The sequence below is a fragment of the Gemmatimonadaceae bacterium genome (genome assembly GCA_035633115.1).
In the GTDB taxonomy this organism is placed as follows: Bacteria; Gemmatimonadota; Gemmatimonadetes; order Gemmatimonadales; family Gemmatimonadaceae; genus UBA4720.
This window is the reverse complement of the sequence record DASQFN010000023.1, coordinates 1-25,111: the sequence shown is the minus strand read 5'-3', so window position 1 is coordinate 25,111 and position 25,111 is coordinate 1. Positions and strand designations below refer to the sequence as shown.

At 60.9% G+C, this 25,111-nt stretch carries 27 protein-coding genes; 10 read left to right on the top strand and 17 right to left on the bottom strand.

Annotated features, from left to right (window positions below; genetic code table 11):
- Window positions 1-74: 74 nt before the first annotated feature.
- The 14 genes from VES88_02655 to VES88_02590 form a co-directional block, all read right to left on the bottom strand.
- Window positions 75-1,949, bottom strand: coding sequence for an ABC transporter ATP-binding protein (locus tag VES88_02655; protein ID HYN80374.1), 1,875 nt, complete (start codon window positions 1,947-1,949; stop codon window positions 75-77).
- 4 nt (window positions 1,950-1,953) lie between these two features.
- Window positions 1,954-3,378 carry an MBL fold metallo-hydrolase gene (locus VES88_02650; GenBank protein ID HYN80373.1) on the bottom strand — a complete coding sequence of 475 codons (1,425 nt, stop codon included), beginning with the start codon at window positions 3,376-3,378 and terminating at the stop codon, window positions 1,954-1,956.
- Window positions 3,379-3,505: 127 nt separating this feature from the next.
- Window positions 3,506-3,910 (bottom strand): TadE family protein, encoded by a 405-nt coding sequence (locus tag VES88_02645; GenBank protein ID HYN80372.1) that lies wholly within the window; start codon window positions 3,908-3,910, stop codon window positions 3,506-3,508.
- Window positions 3,911-3,914: 4 nt separating this feature from the next.
- Window positions 3,915-4,385: a TadE family protein gene (locus tag VES88_02640; GenBank protein HYN80371.1), complete on the bottom strand. Its 471-nt coding sequence runs from the start codon at window positions 4,383-4,385 to the stop codon at window positions 3,915-3,917.
- A 25-nt stretch (window positions 4,386-4,410) separates the two neighbouring features.
- Window positions 4,411-5,325 (bottom strand): type II secretion system F family protein, encoded by a 915-nt coding sequence (locus VES88_02635; GenBank protein HYN80370.1) that lies wholly within the window; start codon window positions 5,323-5,325, stop codon window positions 4,411-4,413.
- Window positions 5,326-5,330: 5 nt separating this feature from the next.
- Window positions 5,331-6,278 carry a type II secretion system F family protein gene (locus tag VES88_02630; GenBank protein HYN80369.1) on the bottom strand — a complete coding sequence of 316 codons (948 nt, stop codon included), beginning with the start codon at window positions 6,276-6,278 and terminating at the stop codon, window positions 5,331-5,333.
- Window positions 6,275-7,711 carry a CpaF family protein gene (locus VES88_02625; GenBank protein HYN80368.1) on the bottom strand — a complete coding sequence of 479 codons (1,437 nt, stop codon included), beginning with the start codon at window positions 7,709-7,711 and terminating at the stop codon, window positions 6,275-6,277. The genes VES88_02630 and VES88_02625 overlap by 4 nt, the downstream gene beginning before the upstream one ends.
- Complete coding sequence (locus tag VES88_02620; GenBank protein ID HYN80367.1) at window positions 7,701-8,912, bottom strand: P-loop NTPase; 1,212 nt, start codon at window positions 8,910-8,912, stop codon at window positions 7,701-7,703. The genes VES88_02625 and VES88_02620 overlap by 11 nt, the downstream gene beginning before the upstream one ends.
- Before the next feature lie 13 nt (window positions 8,913-8,925).
- Window positions 8,926-9,993 (bottom strand): pilus assembly protein N-terminal domain-containing protein, encoded by a 1,068-nt coding sequence (locus VES88_02615; protein ID HYN80366.1) that lies wholly within the window; start codon window positions 9,991-9,993, stop codon window positions 8,926-8,928.
- A gap of 189 nt (window positions 9,994-10,182) precedes the next feature.
- Complete coding sequence (gene cpaB, locus VES88_02610) at window positions 10,183-11,085, bottom strand: Flp pilus assembly protein CpaB (protein HYN80365.1); 903 nt, start codon at window positions 11,083-11,085, stop codon at window positions 10,183-10,185.
- 105 nt (window positions 11,086-11,190) lie between these two features.
- Window positions 11,191-11,727 carry a prepilin peptidase gene (locus tag VES88_02605; GenBank protein HYN80364.1) on the bottom strand — a complete coding sequence of 179 codons (537 nt, stop codon included), beginning with the start codon at window positions 11,725-11,727 and terminating at the stop codon, window positions 11,191-11,193.
- Between the two features lie 34 nt (window positions 11,728-11,761).
- Window positions 11,762-11,932, bottom strand: a complete 171-nt coding sequence (locus tag VES88_02600) for a Flp family type IVb pilin (GenBank protein HYN80363.1) — start codon at window positions 11,930-11,932, stop codon at window positions 11,762-11,764.
- Window positions 11,933-12,246: 314 nt separating this feature from the next.
- Entirely contained in the window at window positions 12,247-12,417 is a 171-nt protein-coding gene (locus VES88_02595) for a Flp family type IVb pilin (protein ID HYN80362.1), read from the bottom strand.
- A gap of 228 nt (window positions 12,418-12,645) precedes the next feature.
- Window positions 12,646-12,816 carry a Flp family type IVb pilin gene (locus tag VES88_02590; protein ID HYN80361.1) on the bottom strand — a complete coding sequence of 57 codons (171 nt, stop codon included), beginning with the start codon at window positions 12,814-12,816 and terminating at the stop codon, window positions 12,646-12,648.
- A 376-nt stretch (window positions 12,817-13,192) separates the two neighbouring features.
- Here VES88_02590 and VES88_02585 point away from each other — a divergent pair, with 376 nt between their 5' ends.
- The 6 genes from VES88_02585 (at window position 13,193) to speA (ending at window position 20,501) form a co-directional block, all read left to right on the top strand.
- A complete protein-coding gene (locus VES88_02585) occupies window positions 13,193-14,635 on the top strand; it encodes a hypothetical protein (protein ID HYN80360.1) in 1,443 nt (480 codons plus the stop codon).
- Entirely contained in the window at window positions 14,616-15,755 is a 1,140-nt protein-coding gene (gene moeB / locus VES88_02580; GenBank protein HYN80359.1) for a molybdopterin-synthase adenylyltransferase MoeB, read from the top strand. The genes VES88_02585 and moeB overlap by 20 nt, the downstream gene beginning before the upstream one ends.
- Window positions 15,756-15,761: 6 nt before the next feature.
- A complete protein-coding gene (pdxH, locus tag VES88_02575; GenBank protein HYN80358.1) occupies window positions 15,762-16,364 on the top strand; it encodes a pyridoxamine 5'-phosphate oxidase in 603 nt (200 codons plus the stop codon).
- Between the two features lie 19 nt (window positions 16,365-16,383).
- Window positions 16,384-17,454: a hypothetical protein gene (locus VES88_02570; protein HYN80357.1), complete on the top strand. Its 1,071-nt coding sequence runs from the start codon at window positions 16,384-16,386 to the stop codon at window positions 17,452-17,454.
- An 80-nt stretch (window positions 17,455-17,534) separates the two neighbouring features.
- Window positions 17,535-18,494: a hypothetical protein gene (locus tag VES88_02565; GenBank protein HYN80356.1), complete on the top strand. Its 960-nt coding sequence runs from the start codon at window positions 17,535-17,537 to the stop codon at window positions 18,492-18,494.
- Window positions 18,495-18,554: 60 nt separating this feature from the next.
- Window positions 18,555-20,501 (top strand): biosynthetic arginine decarboxylase, encoded by a 1,947-nt coding sequence (gene speA, locus VES88_02560; protein HYN80355.1) that lies wholly within the window; start codon window positions 18,555-18,557, stop codon window positions 20,499-20,501.
- Window positions 20,502-20,510: 9 nt separating this feature from the next.
- Here speA and VES88_02555 read toward each other — a convergent pair whose 3' ends face one another.
- The 3 genes from VES88_02555 to VES88_02545 all read right to left on the bottom strand — a co-directional run bounded on the left by VES88_02555 (window position 20,511) and on the right by VES88_02545 (window position 22,861).
- The gene (locus VES88_02555) at window positions 20,511-21,539 is read right to left on the bottom strand and encodes a hypothetical protein (protein HYN80354.1); all 1,029 of its coding nucleotides are present in this window, start codon (window positions 21,537-21,539) and stop codon (window positions 20,511-20,513) included.
- 66 nt (window positions 21,540-21,605) lie between these two features.
- The gene (locus VES88_02550) at window positions 21,606-22,205 is read right to left on the bottom strand and encodes a superoxide dismutase (protein ID HYN80353.1); all 600 of its coding nucleotides are present in this window, start codon (window positions 22,203-22,205) and stop codon (window positions 21,606-21,608) included.
- Between the two features lie 20 nt (window positions 22,206-22,225).
- The gene (locus VES88_02545; GenBank protein HYN80352.1) at window positions 22,226-22,861 is read right to left on the bottom strand and encodes a VTT domain-containing protein; all 636 of its coding nucleotides are present in this window, start codon (window positions 22,859-22,861) and stop codon (window positions 22,226-22,228) included.
- 18 nt (window positions 22,862-22,879) lie between these two features.
- Here VES88_02545 and VES88_02540 point away from each other — a divergent pair, with 18 nt between their 5' ends.
- From VES88_02540 to VES88_02525, 4 genes are all read left to right on the top strand, one after another.
- Entirely contained in the window at window positions 22,880-24,088 is a 1,209-nt protein-coding gene (locus VES88_02540; protein HYN80351.1) for a D-Ala-D-Ala carboxypeptidase family metallohydrolase, read from the top strand.
- A gap of 3 nt (window positions 24,089-24,091) precedes the next feature.
- Entirely contained in the window at window positions 24,092-24,541 is a 450-nt protein-coding gene (locus VES88_02535) for a hypothetical protein (protein ID HYN80350.1), read from the top strand.
- A 111-nt stretch (window positions 24,542-24,652) separates the two neighbouring features.
- Window positions 24,653-24,802: a lmo0937 family membrane protein gene (locus tag VES88_02530; GenBank protein HYN80349.1), complete on the top strand. Its 150-nt coding sequence runs from the start codon at window positions 24,653-24,655 to the stop codon at window positions 24,800-24,802.
- A gap of 62 nt (window positions 24,803-24,864) precedes the next feature.
- Window positions 24,865-25,111, top strand: a 247-nt coding sequence (locus VES88_02525) for a TrmH family RNA methyltransferase (protein HYN80348.1), incomplete at its 3' end; no start/stop codon positions are given.

Sequence of the window (25,111 nt, the reverse complement as noted above, 5' to 3'; positions counted from 1 at the left end):
GCGACTCGCGATCTGAATCAATGGGCAATACTGGCAATGACATCCCAAGAATTCCCCCTCATCTGTGCTTCACCTCATCGGTAACCCGCTGCCTGCATTCGGAATAACTCTTCATAAAGGCCGGGCGCAGCGAGCAGCTCCTCGTGCGTACCCTGCTCCACGACGGTGCCGTGCTGTAACACGATGATGCGGTCCGCCATGCGCACCGTCGAGAACCGGTGCGAGATGAGAATCGCCATGCGCCCCGCGACGAGCCCGGAGAATCGCAGAAAAACCTCGTACTCCGCGCGCGCGTCGAGTGCGGCGGTCGGCTCGTCGAGAATAAGCACCTGTGCGTCGCGCATGTAGGCGCGGGCGAGGGCGATCTTCTGCCACTCGCCGCCTGAGAGGTCAACGCCCTCCTCGAAGCGGCGGCCGAGCATCTGCTGGTATCCGTGCGCGAAGCGCGGGAGCAGAGAGGCGGCGAGTGAGTTCGCCGCAGCTGTTTGTATCGTCTCGGGAACGCCGTTGTTCCCGTCCAGCGCGTCGCGCACCGATTCGATCTCGCCCACGCCTATATTCTCGTCGAAGCGCATGTCGTAGCGCACGAAATCCTGAAAGATGACGCCGATCGCATGTCTCAATGACCCGAGCTCGTATTCGCGGAGGTCGATGCCGTCGAGAAGGATTCGTCCCTCAGTAGGTTCGTACAATCGCGCCATCAGCTTTGTGATAGTGGTCTTTCCCGCGCCGTTCTCCCCGACGAGTGCGACGCGCTCGCCGGGCAGCAGCGCGATGTTCAGGTCGCGCACCGCCCACCGCTCGCTGCCCGGATAGCGGAAGCTGACATTCTCGAAAACGAAGCCGTGCTGCATCGGGTTTGGAACAGGCAGCGCGTCCGGATTTGACGCGATGGTCGGACGCATGTCGAGAAAGACGAACAGGTCTCTGAGATAAAGCGCCTGCTCGTAGACACTGCTCGCCGACAGCAGAATTCCCTGGATCGTGTCGCGACCGCGGGCGAATGACGCGGAGAGAAACACGAGGGTGCCCGGAGTGATCTCGCCGCGCACAGCGCGGATAAGAATGATCACGTACGCTGCGTAGTATCCGATCGTACCAAGTATCGACAGGAGAGCGCTGACGATGCCGCGGCGGATCGAGAGTCGCTTGTTTTCCTCGTAGAAGCGCTGCGCAAGCGCGCGATAGCGCTCTGTCAGCCAGGGCGCGAGCCCGAACATCTGCACTTCCTTCGCGGTCTTGTCGCTCGCTCCAACAAACCGGAGGTAGTCGAGCTGCCGCCGCTCGGGCGTCCAGCGGAAGAGAAGGGAATAACCCAGCGCCGCGAAGTGCGTCTCGCCCACGAAGCTCGGAAGAACCGCTATCACGAGCAGCACGAGCATCCACGGGCTGTAGGCGACAAGTGCCCCGCCTAGGGTGAGAAGCGTCAGCGCGTCCTGGCTCATCGAGACTGTCTGCGTGAGCAGAGCAATACGCCCGACGGTCTGTCTTCTCGCCCGCTCGAGATGGTCGTAGAAGTTGGGATCCTCGAACTGCGAGAGGTCGAGGGTTGCAGCATGCTTCATGAGCTTGATGCTCATGTCGTTGGAGAAGAGATCACTGAGCAGGCTCTCGATGAGCGACGAAGCGCGCGCGAGGATCTCGCCGGTGAGAACAAGGGCGACCTCGAACGCCACGTACTTCCAGAGCGTGGCGTAGGTTGCCTGTCCGTCGCGGGCGGCGAGTACAGTGTCGAGAATGAGCTTGCCGACCCAGAAAATCGAGACCGGCACGAAAGCGCGCGCGAAGCGCAGCACGAGCATCGACGCGGTGTACCCGCGGTGCGTATTCCAGATGAGCTTTACGAGCGGTGGAACGTAGCGCAGTGCCGCGAGCCGCTCGCGCCAGCTGGGGGGTGCCTCGTTCATTGGCCGCCCCCGCGTGACCATCGGCGTCATCGGGATTGTCATCGCCCTAGCCGCCCGGCGAGCCGCTCCGTTCTACCTGTCCCGCGTATCGCTCCCACTCGGCGAACCCGCCCGTGATGTTCGACACTGCGAATCCGTTCTTCTGGAGAATGCTGGCCGCGATCGCCGAACGATTTCCACCCTGGCAATGAACCGCGATGTCTGCGTTCTTCGGCACCTCGTCGAGGCGCGATTGAAGGGAGCCGAGCGGTATGTGCACCGCTCCCGGAATGTGCCCGTGCTCCCACTCGTCGGGTGCGCGAACATCCACTATCACCTGACCGTTTCCGGCACGTTGGTTCAAGGCCTGGATGGAAACCTGTGGCGTTGCGCGCATCTCGACGCCGGCCGATTCGAGGTCGGCGAGCGAGCGAAGTCCGTACACGCCTCCGATTCGATTGAGCCCGATGAGCGAGAGCTCGTCGATAATAGACTGCTGGTCGCCATCGGGAACGATCAGAAAGACATCCCGATCGTATGGAAGCAGTGCACCCGCCCAATTCAGGAATGATTTCGTGTGAGGGATGTTGACGGTGGATGCCGCGTGTCGCTCGGCAAATTCGGCGGCTGGCCGCGTGTCTACGACCGGTGCCCCTTCGTGGAGCTTTGCGGCAACATCACGCGCCGATATTCTCGGGAGCGGAACGAGTGTCCGTGGCGGAGGCCCGTCGCGATTCACCCGCTTCATCACCGCGAAGTAGGCAGGCGGCTCAGGCTGCCCGCTGAGCACCTTCCGAACGAACACATTCTCGTCGGGCTCTGCGAGTCCCCAGTTGAATATGCGCTCGTACCCAAGCGTGCTCTGTGGCATCGCGCCGAGGGCTTTGCCGCATGCGGAGCCTGCTCCGTGGCCCGGCCATAGCTGGAGATAATCGGGAAGCGCCTTGAACTTCTGAAGCGACTTGAAGAGGTCGCGCGCCGATACTTCTTTCGTCCCGGCGACTCCGGCGGCGATCTCGAGCAAGTCGGGGCGGCCAACGTCGCTCACGAAAATGAAATCACCGGTGAGTGCCCCCATCGGAACAGTCCCCGCGGCGGTGTCGGTGACAAGGAACGTCATGTGCTCCGGGGTATGTCCGGGAGTGTGCAGAGCGTCTATGCGGACGTCGCCGACCATGAAATTTGAGCCGTCCTCAAGGAGCTTCGCCTTCGCTTCAGTCGCGAACGCGTAAGCCCAATCGGGTCCGCCGGCGCCCGACAGATAGAGCTGCGCGCCGGTCTCGCGAGCAAGGTCGCGCGCACCGGAAACGAAATCGGCGTGGATGTGGGTTTCGGTCACGTGCGTGATGCGGAGTCCTTCACCGGCCGCGGCATCGATGTATCGGTCGATATCCCGATTGGGGTCGACTATGAGCGCGACCCTGGCGTGCTGGCACGCGAGGAGATAGCTCGTCTGCGCGAGCTCGTCGTGAAAGAATCGCCTGAAGAGCATCGGATATTGGGTGCGGATTGCGAGTGACTATTGGCGCCGCGCGCAAAAACCAATATACGCTCCGGAAAAGAAAAGGCGCGTCATCGACGCGCCGTTCCCCCTAATAAACGCACTCATGGCCCTGCGCTCAGTAAACGATGACCATCTTCGAAGTGCTACTCAGCGTCTTGTTGGGGATGATCAGGCCGGTGCGCTTGTACGCATACGACACCGTCACCGCAACCGTCGAGCCGGGTAGATTGTTGGGCGTCCAGACCGTAGTCACCGTTATGGGGCGGAGCGACGATCGCGACCGAACGTAGGTCTGAATCTGCGCCGCGCCAACAGGGCGACCACTCTTCCCGCCCCGCACCATGGCCCAGCGTGTACCCTCGCGCGCGGCGTCGGCTACGCTGGCCTTGGCCCAGTTCGCGAGGCCAAACTCCCCAATGGCCAGCAGGGTCATCAGAAAGAGCAGGGAAACCAGCGCGAACTCCACCATCGTCGCGCCGCGCTCGTCGCTCCAGAAGTTCCGAAACGCGGACATGGGCATGGCGTTACTGCACGCGCAGCGTGGCGGTCCTGCTAAAGGAATAAGACGTTGGCATGCCGGGGTAGCGGAACACCATACTAACCGCCTTGGTCGCGGTGACTTCGACGTAAAGGCGATACACGCCGTAGGCGCCGCAGTCGCCCACGGTGCAGTCTGCAACCTCCCCGGCGTCGCATCGGCAGAAGCTCCGCGAGGTCACAGCGACCACTCCAGCGTTCGCGCCGTCCTGCCTGGCGGCCAGGTTCATCCCGGCTGTGTCGCCGCTCGTCGCGGTGCTCTGCGCTCCATACTGGGCACCAGCTCGGGCCGCGTTGGCAACAGTGATACCCGTGAAATAGACCCGCGCGAAGTCTGAAGCGATAATCGCGAGCAGCGCGAGCACAGGCAGAATGACCGCTAGCTCGACCGCGGCCGAAGCAGTCTCGGAGCGCCGCATGGCCTTGAGGGTTCGGAAAAACGCGCCGCAGTTCTTCATGTGATCCTCGCTTTCCGCATTGTCGTTACTGGCCCCCGAATCCTGCTATGATATTGAGGGCCGCGGGCCCCATGATCACCACGAACAGTGCCGGGAAAATCAGCAGCGCCAGCGGGATGACCATCTTTGTCGGCGCGGTCGCGGCCCGCCTTTCCGCCGACTGGCGGCGCTGTCGTCTCAGCGTGTCCGAAGAGATGCGGAGGACACGGCTGTTGCTGGTGCCCCATTTCTCGCTCTGGATCAGGCTCGAAACCAGCGTTCGTATCTCTTCCACTCCGGTCCGGTCCCACATTCCCCGCAACGCCTCCTCCCGCCTGACTCCGGCGTTGCTCTTTCGATTCACGATAAGGAGCTCACGTGCGAGCTCCGGATGAACGAGCATCATGTCCTTGGCCACGCGAAGAATAGCTGCATCGAGGCTGATACCCGCTTCGACGCAGACCACCAGGAGATCCAACGCATCCGGAAGCGACCGCCTGATTTTCGTCTGATGAAGGCGCACAGTCCGGTGCAGATACCACACCGGCAGAAGGAGACCAACGAATCCAGCGAGAATGAGGTACATGATTCTTTGAAAGCCGGATGCCTCGGGAAACGCAGCGAGCGTAACCAGGGGAAACACGACGATCGCCACCAATCTCAGAAGAGAGTAAACCAAGGGAGCTTGCGGACTGTCATACCCCGCATGGATGAGCAGCTGCTGGATACCGGCGTCCTTCGCCCAGACCGAAGGTGCCTTGCTGAGGACCCTGCCCTTGAGCGAGTCGGGGTCGGCCTTTGCGCTCGGCAGCAGGATCTTGTGACGCGCGGAGGGCACATCCGTTGTGCCGATCACCCGTTCCAGGACGTCGCGCCGTGACTGCTCTCGCCGCCAGAGGTAGAATGCGAGCGCGATTCCACCGATGCTCACCCATATGAGCCCGATTAGAAAAATGGCCATTGGGGTCATATGTCGACGTCGGCGATTTTCATCATCACGAAGTACCCGATCACCACCATTATTATCGCCGATCCGAGCATTAGCCGGCCCGAGGGATTCTCCGTCAGCGGTTGCACGAAGTTAGGGCTCACGACTTTCAGAAGAAAGAAGACGATGACCGGCAGGATCGCGAGAAATCTTGCGGACATCTTCGGCTCAGCAACGAGCGTCTGGATATGTCCTCTCATTGCGATCCGCCCGCGAATGAGGTCGGCGAGATTGCCCAGTACATCACCCAGGTTGCCACCAGTCTCGCGCTGAATGAGCACGGCGGTCACAAACATCTTCAAATCGAGGCTGTCCATCCGGTCCTGAAGATTCAGCAATGCCTGCCGCACCTCGATCCCCAGTCGCTGCTCGTCATAGAAGCGGGCGAACTCCGGGCCGGCTGGCGCAATCAACTCCTCTCCGATGAACTGCGTTGCTGCCTGAAACGAATAGCCCGCCTTCATCGCGCTCACCAGCATGTCGATCGCATCTGGAAGCTGGTTCTCGAAGGCGTTCAAAAGGCGTCGCTTCCTCCACCGCAGCCACAGGAACGGTGCTGCCCAGCCAAAAAGGGCAACGACCAGCCCGAGCATTAGAGACTCCATCCGGGCCGCCAGGAACGTCGCAGCGAACCCGGACGTCGCCACCATGAGAACGAAGGCTCCGGGCTTGAGATCCGTGCCGGCCCGTTGAAGCTGGATCGTGAGCCCCTCTACCCAGCTCTGCCCTGTCAGAATCCGCTCGATGAAACCGAGGTCGCTCGACCGGACTTCCTTGAGGAGCTTCCAGGTGCGCTCGATCTCCACCTTCTGCAGCCGAGTGCGCGCTATGTCGGATTCGGCCAGCGTCCGGCGGTTAACGAAAACGTAGCCCCCGACAATAACCGCCAGGGTCGCCAGAAAGATCGCGATGAGGACGAGAATCACCGCGAGTACATCTCCGAGAACATGCCAGTCGGCAGCTCAACTCCGGCGATGGCGAGGCGGTCACTGAATGCCGGTCTGATTCCCGTCGGCTCGAAACCGCCCATCACCATTCCATCAGGCGATATTCCCCGGCGCTTGTAGCGATAGATCTCCTGGGTCGCGGTCACTTGTCCCTCCATGCCCGTGATCTCGACGATGCTGACCACACGGCGGGAGCCATCGGCAAGCCGCGATACCTGAACGATAAGATCGAGCGCGGACGCTATCTGCTCTCGCATGGCGCGGTCGGGGAGATTCGAGCCTGCCATCAGGATCATCGTTTCGAGGCGCGACAACGCGTCACGTGGGCTGTTGGCGTGAATCGTGGACAGTGAGCCTTCGTGTCCGGTGTTCATCGCCTGAAGCATGTCGAGGGCTTCCGCGGAGCGCACCTCGCCGACAATGATTCGATCGGGGCGCATGCGCAGCGCGTTCTTCAGCAGGTCGCTCGCTTTTACCTCGCCGAGTCCCTCGGCATTCGGAGGCCGCGTTTCAAGCCGCACCACGTGTTCCTGCTGAAGGCGCAGCTCAGCTGCGTCTTCGATAGTGATGATTCGCTGGTCGGCGGGAATGAAAGAGGTCAGCGCGTTGAGCAGGGTAGTTTTTCCGGCGCCCGTCCCGCCCGAGATGAGGATGTTGAGGCGTGCCGCGATGCAGCCGGCGAGCATCTTTGCCATGTCCTCAGTCAGGCTGCCGCCCTCGATCAGTTTTTCTATCGAGAGGTCGGCGCCGAAACGGCGGATCGACAGCACGGGACCGTCGACCGCGAGCGGCGGAATGATCGCGTTGACGCGCGACCCGTCAGGCAACCGCGCGTCGACCATCGGCGAGGATTCGTCCACGCGGCGGCCGATCCTGCTCACGATGCGATCGATGACCGCCAGCACGTGTGCGTCATTGCGGAACGTGGCAGACACGCGTATGAGCTTTCCGTAACGCTCGATGAAAATTTCCTTCGAGCCGTTCACGAGGATGTCGCTGATCGTCAGGTCGCGGAAGAGCGGCTCGATCGGGCCGAGGCCAGTGATCTCATAGAGAACCTGCTCGATGATGCTCTCGCGGTCAGCGACCGTGAGCGGCGTCGGCTCCTCGCGGAGGAGCTCGGTGACAACCGCGCGTATCTCGGAGTTTACGACCCTCTCATCGGTGATCTGCTCGAGTGCCTCGAGGTTAAGGCGCTCGATGAGCCTCCGGTGCAGATCGATCTTTACGCGATCGATGGCAGAAAGGACCTCGTCCTCGATGCGTCTCCCGTACATGCCGGAGGTTACGGTGGCGCCGGTTCCGCGGCGCTCCGGCTGCGGCCGTTCGGGGATAGGCGCGGCCGGAACGAGAACCGGCGCGTTTGCTGGAGCGCCTCCGTTCCGGCGGGTCAGACGATCCTTAAGCGACATGTCCAGGTCTCCTTTCAATGCCAAGAAGCTGCTTGATCCGTGATCCACCCTTTCCGTTGCGGGCGGCGGCGAACCCGGCGGTTGCGCCTGCGGTTCCGGCGAGTTTTGCGGCGAGATCCGTGTAGCTGCGAGCCAGCTTTGACCCCGGATCCTCGACGGCTACCGGCACTCCCTTTGTGAGAGAAGCAGCCGACAATCGGTAGTCGTTCGGCAGCTTCCAGTAAATCGGCCACTTCAGGAGATCCTGCGCATCCTGGATCGGCAGGACATCCGCCGACTGATACCGGTTTACCACGACGCAGAGCTTGCTCTCGTCATAGCCCAATCGACGACACAGTCCAAGAGATCGCTGGGTACTGCGGAGCGAAGCCACCGACAGTTGCGTGACGAGGATGATCCTATCCGCTGCGTCGAGCGCCGTCAGGGTTCTCTCGCTCAGATGATGCTCACAATCGGCAACAGTCTCAGCAAAGTGCAGGCGCAGCAGGTCGAGGATCGAGCCTATGGATGCCGCGTCGAACATCTCTTCCGGCTCCGGATTCTCGCTGGTGGGCAGCGCCCAGACCCCGCCGGGGCAGGGGCTGAGTATAGAGTTGAGAAGCTCCTCGTCCACCTGGCTGCCTTTCGCGACGAGGTGACTCAGATCGTATGCGGGCTTCAGGTTCAAAAAGACGCGAACGTCACCTCCCGAAACCACGAGGTCCGCAAGAGCCACGCGGGCATCTGTTCTGTTACTTCCAAACGCGTGAGCGAGGTTTACTGCAACACTGGTGCTACCAAGGCCGCCCTTGCCACTGTACACGGCAATCAACTCGCCCCGCTCCACGCCGTCGTTCGAGCGCCGCATGAGCCGCTCTACCGAGCCTGCGAGCTCCTCGGTGGACGGTGGATAGACCAGAAACTCATGAATGCCGGCGCGCATCGCACGAATGATCAGATCCGTTTCGGCGGCGGGCGCGGTCCCGATTATCGAGACGCTCGTGTCCTTCCTGATCTCGCGCTCCAGGGCGAGCAGCTCAGCGGGAGTGATATCCCTGAGCGGCATTACCACCACATCGAAGCGCTCATCCTGCATCCTCGCGAAAGCATGATCGCGATCCGGAACCTGGGCGGTCCGCACGAACCCGAAACGCGCGAGCACTGCATCCACGGCGGTCTGGGGACCAGCCGCGTTGTCCGCGATGAGGGCTCGTCGCTGCATCAGATCACTTCCATCAACGAATAATAGGTGAAGGCGGCCGGCTGCCGGGCTGCAGTCTTTTCTGTATCGCCTCGCGCGCCGGCAGAGCCGTGTCGGGAAGAAGCCGCAACACGTCCTGCGGGCGAGGGTCGCGCGGGTCAACGAGCACCGGCGTAACCACAACGAGCAGCTCCGTCTGGGCGTGCTGCCATCTCGTGCTCGAGAAAAGTGCGCCGATGATTGGAATGTCCATGAGATATGGAATACCCGTGCGCACCCGCTCCTGTTCGTCGCTGAAGAGACCGGAGATGATCATGCTCTGGTCGCGCTGCACGTCGACTGTAGTCTCGACGCGCCGTGTACGGAAGGCAGGGATTCTGAATCCGGAAAGCAATACGCTGTTCACAAAATCGAGACTGGACACTTCCGGTCGCACATTGAGCTTGATGAGGCTATCGCTGAGAATCTCGCCAACAAAACGGAGCCGTACTCCAAACTCCTTGAAGATAATCGTGACCGGCGCGACACTGCCCTGGCCTCCGGCGATGCTCTGAACGACAGGTATAGGAACTTCGCCGCCAGCGAGAAATGTCGCCTCTTCCTTGTTGCCGGCGAGCAGGTTCGGCTCCGCCAGCGTTCTCGCCCGACCGTTCTGTTCTTCGAGGTTGAGCAGTGCGAGCAGGTTCTTCGTACCGAAATCCGTTAGCACGGTGAGAAATCCGGCGCTCGGAATAACCACTTTGCCGTCGGGGGTAAACGCGTTATCGGTGTTGAATTGACCCGTCCCCACCCGTGTGCCGGCGTTGTTGTAACGTGCCGAGAGCCCGATGTTCCGAATAAAATCCCGCCGCACCTCGGCCATCTTGATGTAGAGAGCGATCTGCATCCGGTCCGACGGCGAGTGGACGGAGATCCGGAAATGCTGGCGCGACCCATTGGCCAGCCAGAGAAGGGCGTCTGTCTCTCCGGCCGCCTTCGCGTTGATCACGAGCTCGCGTGCGCTGATGACGATCACGTCTGCGATCTCGGCATTCGTGATCGAGACTCTCGTGATGGTGACCGGTGTCGTTAGGGGGTATGCCCGTCCGACTGGAAGGTCCACGCGCGTAATGGGATCGGACTGAACGGCAGCGGGCGACGGCGCGACCTGAGCATGCGCCGGACCGCCAGCGGCAATGGCAACGAGAACGAGTCCGAAGGTAACGAAGCGAAAATTAGCGGGGACTTTCAGACGGGCCTCCGGAAAAAAAGGGCGTGGTTTCGCGCGAAGGTCGGTGGCGGGAAGTGCGCATCACCGCTTCCTGGTCGTGTCGAACTTTTCCGGGGTCCCCTTGCCCCCCCTGTAAACATGAACGATCACTGAATCCGGCGGCGGCGGGGCCGGAGGCGGACGCATGATGATGACGGGAGGCGGCGGCAACGCAGCGCGACGGGGCGAGGATGCGCGCCGCGGGGCTTCGGCAGTGACTGGCGGGGGAAGCGGAGCTCCCCGCAGCTGGGAGAAGACGTCGCTTGTTGTCGCGCCCCTCGTGCGAATGCTGTCGGGATCCCCGTAGCCGCGCAGCACGAGCTGAATTGCGCCCTGATTCATGGCAATTGCAAGACGCTCCGCCTGTTCTGGCGTAACCCCAAGCGTTACGCTTGGCGCGGAGATCGGCTTCCCCGAAGCGTCCCTCTGGATCGCCGTGCCTACCGACAAGACGCGCATGTTCTCCATGAACAGCTTTGCTGTCTGTTTCTGGGTCGCCAGGTCGGTGCTGGTGACCATCACGTCTACGCGACTGTTCGGTTGAATCAACCCGCTGATGCCGGCAACATCGTTGATCGAGACAGCCATCGCACGCTGTCCGGGCGGAATCTTGAGTTCGATTCCAGGGCCCGTGCCCGCAGGCGCGAGGCGGCCGGGAACGATAACTTCGCCGTTGAACACGTTCACGCGTGTAACGCGGCCGATTACAGAGTCCACAGTCGAGTAGGCACCCACGGGTACTGTGGGAGCGGCCCAGGTGGAAACCGTGACAGCGGAGCGTTCGATAGACGCCCCTTCAGGAATGTCGTGTACCGCAAGGACCACCGGCACCATTGGGACCTTCCCGGAATCGCTTCTTGCGGAAAGCAAGCGATACGCCCCGAACGTCGCTATCCCCGCGACAATCAGCGCACCCCAGAATATCATCTTGTAACGTCCGCCCATGCTCCTTCCCGTATTGAATCGCGATCGCGGCGAGCCATCGATTCGCCCGCCCCCGAACTACATGTAATCAGTCAGAAATCCGGCTCTCGCGCCTCTTCGGCACTGTTAAAGCAGCCACCTGCCGGGCAACCACCCCGCGCTGAGCGCACCAATCGCGAGGGCGACGCCGTAAGGCAACGTCCTGCGAGCCCGCTCTGGCGACGGGGTAGTCGCCAGGATCGAAGGAAGCGAGACTGCCAGCGAGAGTGTCGAAGCCGACCGCCGCATCCCGTAAATCACGACCATCCACACCACTGCCAGTACGCCTCCAACCAATGCGGCAATGACTGCTGCCTCCAGCGTTCGCAACGGGCCGAGCCACAATCCCGCCGCCGCGAACAATTTCACGTCTCCCGCGCCCAGCCAGCCTGCAATATAGAAGGGGAGCCAGCACAACAACCCCACTCCGAATCCCTCCACTGAGTGGAGGAGCCCGGGACCGACTGAGGCGAATGCCACAGAAAACAAGATCCCCGGAAGCGCAACCGCAATTATCAGCCGGTTTGGAATTCGGCGCGTTCTGACATCACCGTACGCCGCATATACAAGGAGCAGCGTGAAGACGGCGCCCCACGCTAGCCCCCAATCATCCCCGACGAACACTCTCGACGCTTACGACCGATCCACCTTAGCCGGATTAGAGGCTCCCTGCGATGCCGCTGAATTTCTCACTGACTTTCGTTCCGAGACTGGTTACGAAGAAAATCGCGACCACGGCGATGAGAGCCACCAGGATTGCGTACTCGACGAGTGCTGCGCCGTCATCATCACGGATGAAGTTGCGAACCGCGCTAGCGAGCTGCGACATGGTCAGGTCCTTGGGTAGGTGAAATGAAAAATATCGAAGCTCACTGGGCAACCATTTTTCAACGGTTGGTGGACAGCTGCTCCACGACTGGGAAAATGAAGCAAACCTTGTGAAGATCCATGCCGAAGTTCCGAGGTGAACATGCTATGACGCGATCAGGCAATATGCAATAGTAAACATCGGCCGCCACTTGGTTTGCGATCAGTCCAATCAGCGAAACGGGGCAGCGCATTTGCGCTGCCCCGTTACCCTGCCGCCGGCACCGACGGGCTTCGGACCACAACGATCGTTGAGGTCCGAAGCTCTGGCGCTGCCTAGAGGCTGCCTGCGATGCCGCTGAATTTCTGGCTGACCTTCGTTCCGAGGCTCGTCACGAAGAAAATCGCGACTACGGCGATAAGCGCGACGAGAATGGCATACTCGACGAGTGCGGCGCCGTCGTCCTCGCGGACGAAGTTGCGAACTGCGGTGGAAAGCTTTTTCATGCTGTTCTCCGGTAGAAGTGTTACGACAAGGTTTAGTCGGAGCAGGATGGCGCCCTCACTTTAGGTTGCTTGATCCGCCGACTTATGTCAGGTGTCACGACGACCGTTCGAACGACACGTCACGTCGGAGCATCAATTCTATATGGGCTCCAGCATGACACCTAATGGGATGTTTGACCTATTTGCTATTTACCGTCCGGTGCCTTGAACGTTTAATGCCATTCAGCGTTACATCTTCGCGGTGACCTCGCTGAATTTGTTGCTGACCTTGGGGCCAAACGTCGTGACAAAGAAAATGGCGACAACTGCAATGAGCGCGAGGAGAATCGCATATTCGACGAGCGAGGCACCATCCTCACTGTGAAGCAGATTGCGAAGTGCGGTTTTGAGTCGTGTCACGCGAGGCTCCGGTTTAACGGGTTGCGATTGCCGTTCGTAGTCCGTCGGGTGCATGCCGGGCAACAGCGATACCCTCACGCCGCCAGTGCTTGTCAAAAGCCGAAGCAAGCTACGTCGCGGGAGGCTGAGTTACGTTTCCGACATTCAGACCGGAACTCGCACAAACATGTGTACCAAACTCAACTGCGCTCACAGGTTATTAGCGAGACATGAAATGCGCAATAGGTCGTAAAGCCTATTAAGCTTAGCCGCTGTGCACGCCTCCCGCATACCCTCCTCCGCCGACCTGCTCTTCATCGTAGTTGCCCCGATCGAGGCGACCAGGGCCGCCGTCAGACTGACTCAAAGCGACGGCGATCTCGCAGGACACATACGGATGGGCGAAACAATCCTTCGCTCACACGACCTCCCTGCGCACAGCCTCGCGTCATACACCGCCGCCACCGAGCCGATGGTTGCCCACGGCTGGCTGAGCGAAGTGATCTTTGCGCTGCTCTATCGCGCCGGCGGATTGCCACTCCTGGCTATTCTAACGGCCATCATCGTTGCCGCAACCCACGCTGCCGTTCTGCTTTTTCTCAAACGCAAGGGTGTAGACGCGAGATGGGCACTCGCGGCGGCGTTCGTGAGCTTCGCGCTCGGCCTGAGTCATTGGCTTACCCGGCCGCACATGTTCTCTATTGTCGGCTCGGCGCTGACGCTCTTTCTCCTCGAGTCCGCACGACCACGTCGCGCCTTTCTCTTCTTCGGCCTTTTCGCATTATGGGCGAACCTGCATGGTGCCTGGCTGTACGGCCTTCTCCTCATTGGAGCGTACATTGCCGGCGACCTCGCGGAGGCGCTCGCCGGAGCTAACCGATCGGAACGGCTAAAACGTGCGCGCAGCGACTCGCTGCTGCTCGTCGCGGGCACTGCCGGGACATTCGTGAATCCCTACGGCATCGGACTGCATCGCGAGGTTTTCTCGGCGGTGACGAGCTCCTCACTCGCGACCAGGATCGAGGAATACCTGCCGCCGAAATTCAATGAGCTCGCCAGCCTTCCATTTCTGATCGTAGTGCTTCTCACAGTTGCATTGTTTTCGCTTTCCCTGCGGCGAATGCCTTTTCGCTGGCTGGCAGTCGTCGTGCTCAGCCTTTTCTTCGGGCTCCGATCATTTCGCAACATCGCCCTTTTTGGTGTTACGGCGTGGCCGCTGATCGCGCTGCACACCGGCCGCGCCTGGCCGGAAGCAAGACGCCGCTTTCCGTGGTTCCAGGACTTCGTGCGTCTCGACGCACGAGCGAGCGTCGGATGGTGGAGTATGCCGGTCGCGCTGGCACTCGTTGCACTCGGTTTGAACCATGGTCGAATTGGAGGCAAAGCAGTGATTGCCGACCACTTCGACTCAGGAAAATTTCCCGTAGTTGCCGTCGACAGCGCGCGACGCGCCGGACTGTCCGGTCGGGTATTCAGCCAGTGGACGTGGGGCGGCTACCTGCTCCTCGAGTGGCCGGGAATTCCTCTTCACGTGGATCCACTCAAGTTCTCGGACACGACGATTGCGACGTTCACGCGCATCGATGAAGTACAGCCCGAATGGAAGGCGGAGCTCGACCGGTGGAATGTTCAGACCGTGCTGGTGAAGAGCAAAGGCACGCTGGCGAAAGCGCTCGCGAAGGAGCCGGCGTGGCGAATGTGGTACCGGGACACGACGGCCACGGTGTTTCGGCGATCCGGCGCTCCTGCCGCGGGGCCACCCGTTATTCTTCGTCAACGGCCTACGTCGACCACTCCACCCGCAAATATCGATTCTGCCGATGACGCGCCCAGAGACTGATCTCTCGACCTTCAGTGCCGACGAGCTCAGGCGGTACGGGCGGCAGCTCGCGCTTCCGTCTTTCGGCATCGAGGGACAGCGCCGGCTCAAATCTGCGAGCGTCCTCATCGTGGGTGCCGGCGGGCTCGGCTCACCCGCCGCTCTTTACCTTGCCGCCGCAGGCGTAGGGCGACTTGGAATTGTTGAGTTCGATCGCGTCGAGGAGTCCAACCTCCATCGCCAGCTCCTCTACTCTTCGTCGGATACCGGACGGTCCAAGATCGAAGCGGCGCGCGAGCGTATCGAGGGAGTGAACCCCGCGGTAGAAGTCGAAAGTTTCGACACGCGTCTCACGGCTGCCAATGCCCTGTCGATCCTCGAGGGTTTCGATATAGTCCTCGACGGATCCGACAATTTCCCGACACGGTATCTCGTGAACGATGCAGCGGTGATCTCCGGAATTCCGTGCGTGTATGGAAGCGTGCATCGCTTCGAGGGACAGCTGTCCGTCTTCGCCACGAAGGACGGCCCTTGCTATCGCTGCCTGTTCAGAGAGCCCCCGCCTGCGGGCGCTGTTCCGAATTGCGCTGAAGCCGGAGTGCTGGGCGTGCTTCCCGGAATCATCGGTACGTTGCAGGCAACCGAGGCTATCAAGCTCATCGCCGGCATCGGTGAGCCACTCGTGGGCCGGCTGCTGTTGTTCGAAGCGCTGGCAATGGCCTTTCGTACTGTCGAGCTTCGGCGCGATCCCGAGTGCCCGAGCTGTGGGGCCTCCGCGAGCGGCAGTCTCGTCGACTACGAAATAGCGTGCGACGTAAATGCCGTTCGCTCCATCGACCCGCTCGAGCTGGCGCTGCGGCTCGATCGCGGTGACGACATCGATGTCGTCGACGTGCGTGAGCCTTATGAGTGGGAGATCGCGCGGCTCGACGGCGCGCGGCTCGTTCCCCTCGGTCAGCTAGAGCTCGAGATGGAATCCTTCGACCCCGCGCGGGACACGGTAGTGTACTGCAAAACCGGAAGGCGTAGCGCGGAAGCCGCGCAAAAACTTGCCGGCGCGGGCATCCGGAACGTTTTCAATCTGGACGGTGGCGTCGTGAGGTGGCGGGGCGAAGTGGATCCCACGTTCCCGCAGTACTGAGGAAACGTGCCGGATTCGTATCCCGTCCAGAATCCACTCAGCAGATTCAAACGCCTCTACGCTCAGGCGGAAGCAGTAGACCGCGCAGTGCTTCCCGAGCCCAACGCGATGTCGCTGGCGACCGTCGGGATGAGTGGCGCTCCATCCGCGCGAATTGTTCTGATGAAGGCAGTCGACGAAGATGGCTTCGTGTTCTACACAAACCTCGAAGGCCGAAAGGGGCGTGAGCTGCGGACGCGCGCGGTTGCCGCAATCTGCTTTCACTGGCCCACTCTGGGTGTGCAGGTTCGCGCCGAAGGACAGACCAGTCAGATCAGCGACGCGGAGGCAGACGAATACTTCGCGACTCGCCCGCGCGACAGCCAGATTGGCGCGTGGGCATCGATTCAGAGCCAGCCTATCGAAAAGGCAGACGACCTCGCGGAACGCGTCGCGCGATACGAAAAAGAATTCGAGGGCATAGCGGTACCTCGCCCTCCGTTCTGGTCAGGATTCCGTCTGCAGCCGGACCACATCGAATTCTGGAAAAGCAAACCTGGTCGGCTGCACGAGCGACATCTCTATTCGCGCATGGGCGAGAGCTGGACAATGCAAACGCTCTATCCGTGACGTCCCGCGAAACGATACTGTGACGGCCTCCGTGCCGTCGGCCGGGCAGCTCGACAGCACGCCGGATGCGCCGAGATGGCAGCGGCTGATTGTCGCGATGCTGATCGGACTGTTTGGCATGTCCCTTACGCTCAGGGGGCTGATGAAAGGAGGCGGTATTGGCCAAACCGATCTCGGGCAGGTGTGGTTCGCCGCCTCGGCCATTCTTCATCACGCCGATCCCTACCAGCTGGTTGGACCGACGGGATTCTACCACCACGAATTCACGCTCTTCTATCCTTTGACCGCCGCGGTGGCGATTCTGCCGCTCGGCCTGCTCGACGAAGCCGTCGCGTCTGCCGTCTTCGCATTCATTGCGTCAGCCGTGCTCGCGTATGCAGTCACGAAAAAGGGATGGGATCGTCTGCCGATCTTCGTATCCCTCCCTTTTCTCATTGCCGCTCACCAAGCTCAGTTTTCACCATTGATTGCCGCGGGATTCCTCCTGCCGGCGGTTGCCTGGACCTGGGCGGCGAAGCCAACGATTGGCTTGGCACTTCTCGCGAGCACAGGGTCCGTTAGAGCCTTTATCATCGCGATAGTGGGAGGCGCGATTCTCGTTCTAATCGGCCTGGCGTTTGTGCCTCAATGGCCGGCAGAATGGCTTCGCAACGTCCGTCCGCAGGCACACATGATCGCGCCGATTGTTCGTCCTGGAGGATTTCTAGCGTTGGCGGCGCTCCTGCGCTGGCGGCGACCCGAGGCACGCCTCGTCGCCGCGATGACTCTGATTCCTCAGACTACGGGGTGGTGGGACCTGGTGCTGCTCCTGCTCGTTGCTGAGACGTTTCGTGAAAGTCTTGTGCTCGCGGTGACGACGATGGCGCCACTTGCTTATGAGATGGCGTTCGGCCTCGGCGATGGAATACTCGATCTGTACCCGCGCTCTTCGCTGATGCTGATGGCAGCGTCCTACATTCCCGCCACGCTCATCGTTCTCCGTCGACCAAATGAAGGACCGCTGCCCGCATGGGCGGAGCTCATTCGCCGACAGCTCGTTCGGAATCGAACGGCTTCGTTGAATCAAGATGCGTCGACTAGCGGGCCGTAGTCTCCAATATGAAGCGTAGCGGGCCACCGGCCGAACCACCGCTCCGCACCGCGGACCTCCCGATTTGGCAGAGAGCTCTCGTGGCGAGCTTCATCGGCTTTTTCGGAATGTCCCTCACTCTCGTGGGACTGAAAGGGCCCGGTGCCATCACCGATCTCGGGCAGCTGTGGTTCGCCGCGTCGGCCATGCTTCATCATGCCGATCCCTACCAACTGATTGGACCGACGGCGGTCTACCATCTCGAATTCCCGCTCTTCTATCCATTGACCGCCGCAGTGGTGATTTTGCCGCTTGGCCTGCTTGACGAGGCCGTCGCATCGGCCGTCTTCGTGTTTATTGCTTCGGCCGTGCTTGCGTATGCCGTCACCAAAAAGGGGTGGGATCGCCTTCCGATCTTCGTCTCGCTGCCTTTTCTGACCGCCGCTCACCAAGCTCAATTTTCGCCATTGATTGCTGCGGGATTCTTCCTGCCCGCCCTTGCATGGACCTGGGCGGCGAAGCCAACGCTCGGCTTGGTGCTCCTCGCGAGTACAGGCTCCGTTCGAGCCTTTACGATCGCGATAGTGGGGGGCGCGATTCTCTTTTTGATCGCCTTGGCGTTTGTTCCTCACTGGCCGGCGGAATGGCTTAGCGCGGTGCGTTCACAGACACACATGATCGCGCCGATTCTTCGTCCCGGAGGATTTCTCGCTCTGGCGGCGCTGTTGCGCTGGCGACGACCCGAAGCGCGGCTGGTCGCCGCGATGGCTTTGATTCCTCAGACAACGGGCTGGTGGGACCTGGTGCTGCTCCTGCTCGTTGCAGAGACGTTTCGCGAAAGTCTTGTGCTCGCGGTGACAACGATGGCGCCACTGGCATATGAGATGGCGTTCGGCCTCGGCGATGGAATACTCGATCTGTACCCGCGCTCTTCGCTGATGCTGATGGCAGCGTCCTACATTCCCGCGACAATCATAGTTCTGCGTCGCCCGAATGAGGGACCGCTGCCCGCATGGGCGGAGCTCATTCGCCGACAGCTCGTTCGGAAGCGAACTGCATAAGTCGAATAGCCGTGCCATCGAGCGGTACCGAATCGCACCGTCATGCCGTAAACTTTTCGAATGACCTCCATTGAGAATCCGCCGGAAACAGTCATTAAATCCCCCGAGCCGTGGACGATCGAGACGGCCCGCTCGCTCTACAATATCGAGGGCTGGGGAATCGGCTATTTCGACATCAACGACAAGGGCCATGTGGTGGTGCGGCCGGATTTCAACGATCCTTCGCGCGAGCTCGATCTCTTCGAGCTGGCAAACGATCTGGAAGCGCAGGGCGTCGGGCTTCCTCTGCTGCTGCGTTTTTCCGACATCCTCCGGTCGCGGATCGACTCCCTGAACGCGCGCTTCGCCCACGCGATGGCCGAGTACGAGTACACCGGGGCGTACACCACGGTCTATCCCATCAAGGTGAATCAGCAGCGGCACGTAGTCGAAGAGATCGTTGAGTTCGGGAAAAAATCGAGCGTTGGTCTCGAATGCGGCAGCAAGCCTGAGCTGCAGGCGGTGCTGGGGCTCGCCGAGCATACGGACCATCTGATCGTTTGCAACGGATATAAGGACGAGGAGTTCATGCGGCTCGCGTTGATGGGGCAGAAGCTCGGGCATCAGGTGTTCATCGTGCTCGAGCAGCTGAGTGAAGTCGACGTGCTGCTCCAGATTGCCGATGAGCTGGATGTGATTCCGACGGCGGGAGTCCGAATCAAGCTTCACTCGGAAGGCTCCGGGCGATGGGCGAAGAGCGGGGGTGAGAAATCCAAGTTCGGGCTCAGCACCGCGCAGCTGGTGAAGCTGGTCGACAGGCTCAAGGCGCTGGGACGCCTCGACATACTCAAGCTGATTCACTTTCACCTTGGGTCACAGATCACCGACATCCGCTACATCAAGGCGGGACTGCAGGAGATTGCGCGTTACTATGCCGAGCTCCGCACGATGGGTGTTGATGTAACGCACGTCGACGTAGGAGGAGGACTTGGCGTTGATTACGATGGGTCGGGCTCGACAGCGCAGGCGAGTGTCAACTATTCGCTTCAGGAGTACGCCAACGATGTCGTGTACACGCTTGCCGAGTCATGCCGTGAACAATCGCTGCCGATGCCGCATATCATCAGCGAATCAGGCCGCGCCCTGACAGCGCATCACGCATTGCTGCTCCTGAGCGTCATCGATGTCGAGTCCCAGGCCGAGACGAGTGTGCCGGCTCTGAAAAAGGGCCACCACACTTTTCTTCACGAGATGGTGGCCGACTACAAGGCGATCAGCAAAAGGCGCGTGCGCGAGGTTTATCACGACGCTACGTACGCAAAGGAGCGAGCGCAGGATTTGTTCAGCAGCGGCGTCCTCACACTGCGCGAGCGCGCACTAGCCGAACAGATTTACGTCGCGACGATCATAGCTGTGGAGCGGATTGCACAGCTCGATCGCGAGGAGTACTCAGACATACTGGAGGACCTCGAGGCGACTCTGACCGATCGGTATTTCTGCAACTTCTCGCTCTTCCAATCGCTGCCGGACAGCTGGGCAATTGATCAGCTATTTCCCGTGATGCCGATCCATCGGCTCGACGAGCAGCCGACGCGCAACGCCACAATTCAGGACGTGACCTGTGATTCTGATGGGCGGATCGAGCAATTCATCGGCGATCGCGCAGCAAAGCCGAGTCTGCCGCTGCATCCCTTCACCGACGATGACGATCAGTACATCATCGGCATTTTTTTAACCGGTGCGTATCAGGAAATTCTGGGCGATCTACACAACCTGTTCGGCGATACCAACGCCGTCCACATCCGTCTTTCCGAGAACGGCTACGAGGTTGCCGAGCTCGTCCACGGCGACACGGTGACAGAAGTCCTGGCCTACGTTCAGTTTCGAGCGCAGGATCTGCTCGCGACCTTCCGGCGCAAGGTCGCTGCCGCAACGAGCATCACGCGCCAGGAAGCGAACACGTTCATTGCGGATTATGTAGCGGGCCTCGAGGGGTACACGTATCTCGAAGGCGATGCTGCGCGCTGATTGAAAGAGTTACCCCTGGTTGACGTTCGGTGAACGATCGCGCTGAACCAGAAGCCGTAGCCAAGCGGGCGACGGTCCAGAATTAGGTCTTCGCAGGACCAGGACAGTAGCCGGCAGGTACACAGAAAAAACGATCAGCATTCCGATCCAATCGTAGAGCGCGGCGAGCGAAGCGACCGGATGCAAGGACGATCCTGCGATCCAGGCTCCGGCGGTCGCGACCACCGCCATCGCCACCGATTCGCGCCACGTCGCCGGAATCGTGAAAAGGGGAAGAGTGTTGTACCACCCCCACGCCTGAGGCATACACGCGAGCGCGACTATCAGCCACGCCTCCGGCCGCCGCCAGCGGAGGAGAGCCAGTAACACAAGAAACCCGCCAAACCGCGTGATCGGGGGGTCCATGAAACGTGCGTTACGCACTCCCTCGATCCACACGAGCGGCCACCCGGGGAACAGCGCCAGGCTGATACCGGTAAGCACGACGCCCCCGATCAACGCGAACACAAGTGCCTTGCGGGACTGAGTTGCGAGCAGCAGCGGGATCGCCGTCTGGGGCTTCGCGGCGAGAACGAGTCCAACCCAGGGAAAGAAAAGAAAAGCCGTGAGCAGAATCGACCATTGACCGAGGCGAGCCGAGTTTGCGTACGGCTCAGTGACAAAAAGGGGCAGGAGGTGCCAACCGTTTCGCGTCACGCCAAAGGCCAGCAGAAACGTAGAGATCGCGACGAAAATGATTGCAGCAGCGTGCTCGCTCAGAGCCATCAGTGGCATCACCGCAACCAGCGCGGTGGCAGGGTAAATCAGTGGCCACCCGTAATCAAAAGCTCGCCCGGGACCAATCAGGGAATAAGGATTGTCGCCATTCGCCAGCGCGCTCGCGCCGAACCAGGCCATGCCAAAGTCCGTGTGGAAGTTTGGCAGCCGGCCGTACTCGACGTGAATGAGATATGCACCAACCAGGGCAATCGCGGTTGCAATAATGAGCCGGGCTCGTAACGTCGGCGCACGCGCAGCCGCTGAGTCTGGGCCCGTCACTCGCTGAAGCTCAGCGGCGGTTGCTATCGCGCGCCCGATAAGCTTTCGCCCGGTTGCCTGGAGGGCCTAGCTCTCAAACGCGGCGGTTACGGCGTCCCAATTCACGACGTTCCACCACGCTGCGATGTAATCAGGGCGGCGGTTCTGATACTTCAGGTAGTACGCGTGCTCCCAGACATCGAGCCCGAGAATCGCCGTTTTTCCTTCCATCAGCGGATTGTCCTGGTTCGGCGTGCTCGTGATCGACAGCTTGTTGCCGTCCTTGAGCAGCCACACCCAGCCCGAGCCAAATCTTCCAACGCCCGCCGCGGCCCACTGCTCCTTGAATTTGTCGAGCCCGCCGAACGAATCCTGAATTGCATCCGCTACCGCGCCCGTCGGCTCGCTGCCACCCGGCTTCATCCATTCCCAGAACTTCGAGTGGTTCCAGTGTCCGCCGCCGTTGTTGCGGACTGCAGCCCGCACTGCTTCCGGAACACTGTTGATTCCGCGCATCAGATCGTCGAGCGATTTCTCGGCTAGCTCCGGGGACTTCTCGATCGCTGCGTTCAGGTTATTGACGTAAGTCTGATGATGCTTGCCATGATGGATGGACATTGTCGTTGCATCGACATGCGGCTCGAGCGCGTCGAATGCATACGGAAGCTGCGGAAGAGTGAATGCCATTCGAACTCCGGTTCTGTTTTTTAGTGTGTCGCCGCGGGCGCGGTGCCGCGCTGCCGCCACCAGCTGATGATCCCCGGCAGAATCGAGACGAATATCACGATCAGCACCACGATCTCGATGTGCTTGTCGATTCCCGGAATATATCTTCCGAGGAAATACCCGGTGAACAGCATGCTCCATACCCAGAAGATCGTTCCGATGATGCTGATGATCAGAAACTGGCGGTACGGCATCCGGCCGACTCCGGCCACGACCGGTGAGAACGTCCGGATGATTGGCATGAATTGCGCGAGGATGATCGTCTTGCGTCCGTGCCGTGCGTAGAACGCCTGGGCGCTGAAAAGATGCTTCTTGTTGAACAGGAGCGAATCTTGGCGCGTAAAGATGCGTGGACCCGTCGTGCGGCCGATCCAGTACCCGCACGAGTTGCCCAGGATTGCGGCGGTGTTCAATAGGAGCCCGAGGAGGTATACATCGATGAGCCCGCGGGCGGCCACCAGTCCGGCCGTAACCAGCAGTGAGTCGCCGGGCAGGAAGAATCCGACGAGAAGTCCGGTCTCCGCGAAGACGATGCCGGTCATGCCGAAGTATCCGGCCCACTTTATGAGTGCGGGAAGGTCCGAGAGGTTCGCGAAGAGCTCGCGCAGCTGGTCCATGAGTTACCGAGAGAGGGAATGCCGCTGACGCAGCGATCAAAAAAGGAAGTGCAGGAGAGGCGCAAGGCAAATTCAACCTTTAGCGAGCTATGGTCAACCATACCGGACCTCGCTCGAGGCGAGTCTGAGAGACTCGAGCGACGCACCAGGGCGAAGGGAATCACGCCGCGGGGAGAGCGAGTCTTCAACGTCGGATCGACCCTCGTCATTCTCTTTTTTGCAGTCGCATGGTCGTGGTCGATAGCTCTCGCGCGAGTAACGGGCCGCGCCGCTCATGCTTCACCGGCGGCCGGAATTCTCACCAGCGCTCTGACGGAAAAAGACGCGCCGTCGATGGCTTATCTCACGGACGCCGCGCTGACTGTCGTCGACCCCCTGCGCGGAGAGAGCGGCAAGCTTAGGGCGCGCATTCAGCAGCCCGGTGAGGCGCTGTCGGGCGGTAAGCTTCCTTCGGGGGTGGTCGCCACGTATTCGTCCGGCGCCGCGGCCGAATCCACGGCCGCGCTGACGGCCCCGAGGAAAACGGGAGTTTGGTCGCTCGCCATTGCGGTCGGGAATGCCATCAGGCCGATCACGGATTTCTCAGTGATCACGCTTTTCCCCGCTTCGCAGAAGAAATCGGCGAAAATCGGCCTCTATTACATCGGGAACTGGCCCTCCGCGCGCGCATCGCGCGCATCGGCGAGGGCGGACTACACTCCGCCAGGCGGATTTATCGAGGTCACGCAGGCGACGCAGAATACCGCGCTTTCTGACCACTTCAAGCTGAAAGATTTCTTTCCGCACGACCAGCAGGCAGTGTGGCCCAAGTACATCGTCGTGAAGATGAAGCTCGTGGACAAGCTGGAGCTGGTGCTCAACGATTTGCGCGCGCACGGAATTCGCACTGACCGCGTGATCGTCATGAGCGGTTTCCGCACGCCGCAGTACAACGTGCGCGGCGGGGATACGCGTGGACGCGCCGCCCTCAGCCGCCATATGTACGGCGACGCAGCCGACATCTTCATCGACAACGACGGGAACGGCAACATGGATGACCTGAATCGCGACGGAAGGGTGAACATTGGTGACGCCAGGGTGATACTGGAGGCCGCCAACCGCGTCGAAGCGGCACATCCTTCGCTGATAGGGGGAGTCGGCGTGTATGCGGGCACTTCTGCCCACGGCCCGTTCGCTCATATTGATACGCGTGGTTACCCCGCACGCTGGATCGGAACCGGAGACTAACTAATGGACAACGTCACGACTGCCCCGCCCGCGCCGGAAACATCAGGATCAGACGAGCCGCACAAGGATCGTCATCTGATCAGGCCGCATCGCGCGGACCCAGCGATGCCCGTGAGATCCGCCGATCTCGAGCCTTACATCGGTCTCGGTTATCTCTCCCGTCTGTTCAAGCTGATGGCCGTGGTACTGCTGATTCTCCTGCTGTCCGAAGTTGTCACCGGACTGATTGCACAGGGAACGGCGGCCATACCCACGCTGCTTGGCGAAGTGAGCCGTCTCATCGTGCTGGCCGGACTTCTCTGGGGAAGCGGTGACCTCGCTCTCCTGTTGATCGACATCGGCCACGATGTGCGCGCGACGCGAATTCTCCTCGGGCGCCAGGCGCTGCACGAGGACCAGCACGTTCCCGCGAAGCGAGACCCCGCGACGTTCGTCGAGCGCGCGCCACGGTAATTGCCGGTCCGCAGTGCGGACTGCGGACCAAGTGCATTTACGGTATGACAGTTGCCACAGGAACGGGCACACCGCGTGATCGCGGGCCCACCTTTAGCGAGGATGCATAACATGCTGTGGACGATCGCGATGGTTCTGCTCATCCTTTGGATTCTTGGCTTCTTCGTGGTGCACGTCGGTGGCGGTCTCATCCACCTGCTTCTCGTGATTGCCGTGATCGTGATCATCTATCGCCTCATCACGGGCCGACCTGTCGCCTGAGTGAAAGCTGAGGTGCCGGCCCCGGGTGCGCGTCTGGCGTCGCATTCGGGGCCGGCATTCGTATGAGCGGGCCCACTCCCCGTCTGGCGGCGGTGAATGTCGTTCTCTTCGAGCCGCAGGATCCCATAAACATCGCGGCGGGCATCCGCGCGATGAAGAACATGGGTGTGTCCAGCCTCCGGCTAGTACGACCCGTCGCCTATGATCCCTATCGCCTGATCGGCGTTGCGCACGACACGCAGGACATCATCGGCCGAATCCAGCACTACGAGACGCTCGACGACGCGCTCGCGGACTGTGTACGTGTGG

What these genes read in the sequence shown, in the direction of transcription:
- VES88_02655 (HYN80374.1), bottom strand. Translation starts at nt 1,949, where the DNA reads ATGACAATCCCGATGACGCCGATGGTCACGCGGGGGCGGCCAATGAAC.
- VES88_02650 (HYN80373.1), bottom strand. Translation starts at nt 3,378, where the DNA reads ATGCTCTTCAGGCGATTCTTTCACGACGAGCTCGCGCAGACGAGCTAT.
- VES88_02645 (HYN80372.1), bottom strand. Translation starts at nt 3,910, where the DNA reads ATGCCCATGTCCGCGTTTCGGAACTTCTGGAGCGACGAGCGCGGCGCG.
- VES88_02640 (HYN80371.1), bottom strand. Translation starts at nt 4,385, where the DNA reads ATGAAGAACTGCGGCGCGTTTTTCCGAACCCTCAAGGCCATGCGGCGC.
- VES88_02635 (HYN80370.1), bottom strand. Translation starts at nt 5,325, where the DNA reads ATGGCCATTTTTCTAATCGGGCTCATATGGGTGAGCATCGGTGGAATC.
- VES88_02625 (HYN80368.1), bottom strand. Translation starts at nt 7,711, where the DNA reads ATGTCGCTTAAGGATCGTCTGACCCGCCGGAACGGAGGCGCTCCAGCA.
- VES88_02620 (HYN80367.1), bottom strand. Translation starts at nt 8,912, where the DNA reads ATGCAGCGACGAGCCCTCATCGCGGACAACGCGGCTGGTCCCCAGACC.
- cpaB (HYN80365.1), bottom strand. Translation starts at nt 11,085, where the DNA reads ATGGGCGGACGTTACAAGATGATATTCTGGGGTGCGCTGATTGTCGCG.
- VES88_02600 (HYN80363.1), bottom strand. Translation starts at nt 11,932, where the DNA reads ATGTCGCAGCTCGCTAGCGCGGTTCGCAACTTCATCCGTGATGATGAC.
- VES88_02595 (HYN80362.1), bottom strand. Translation starts at nt 12,417, where the DNA reads ATGAAAAAGCTTTCCACCGCAGTTCGCAACTTCGTCCGCGAGGACGAC.
- VES88_02585 (HYN80360.1), top strand. Translation starts at nt 13,193, where the DNA reads ATGGGCGAAACAATCCTTCGCTCACACGACCTCCCTGCGCACAGCCTC.
- moeB (HYN80359.1), top strand. Translation starts at nt 14,616, where the DNA reads ATGACGCGCCCAGAGACTGATCTCTCGACCTTCAGTGCCGACGAGCTC.
- speA (HYN80355.1), top strand. Translation starts at nt 18,555, where the DNA reads ATGACCTCCATTGAGAATCCGCCGGAAACAGTCATTAAATCCCCCGAG.
- VES88_02550 (HYN80353.1), bottom strand. Translation starts at nt 22,205, where the DNA reads ATGGCATTCACTCTTCCGCAGCTTCCGTATGCATTCGACGCGCTCGAG.
- VES88_02545 (HYN80352.1), bottom strand. Translation starts at nt 22,861, where the DNA reads ATGGACCAGCTGCGCGAGCTCTTCGCGAACCTCTCGGACCTTCCCGCA.
- VES88_02540 (HYN80351.1), top strand. Translation starts at nt 22,880, where the DNA reads ATGCCGCTGACGCAGCGATCAAAAAAGGAAGTGCAGGAGAGGCGCAAG.
- VES88_02535 (HYN80350.1), top strand. Translation starts at nt 24,092, where the DNA reads ATGGACAACGTCACGACTGCCCCGCCCGCGCCGGAAACATCAGGATCA.
- VES88_02530 (HYN80349.1), top strand. Translation starts at nt 24,653, where the DNA reads ATGCTGTGGACGATCGCGATGGTTCTGCTCATCCTTTGGATTCTTGGC.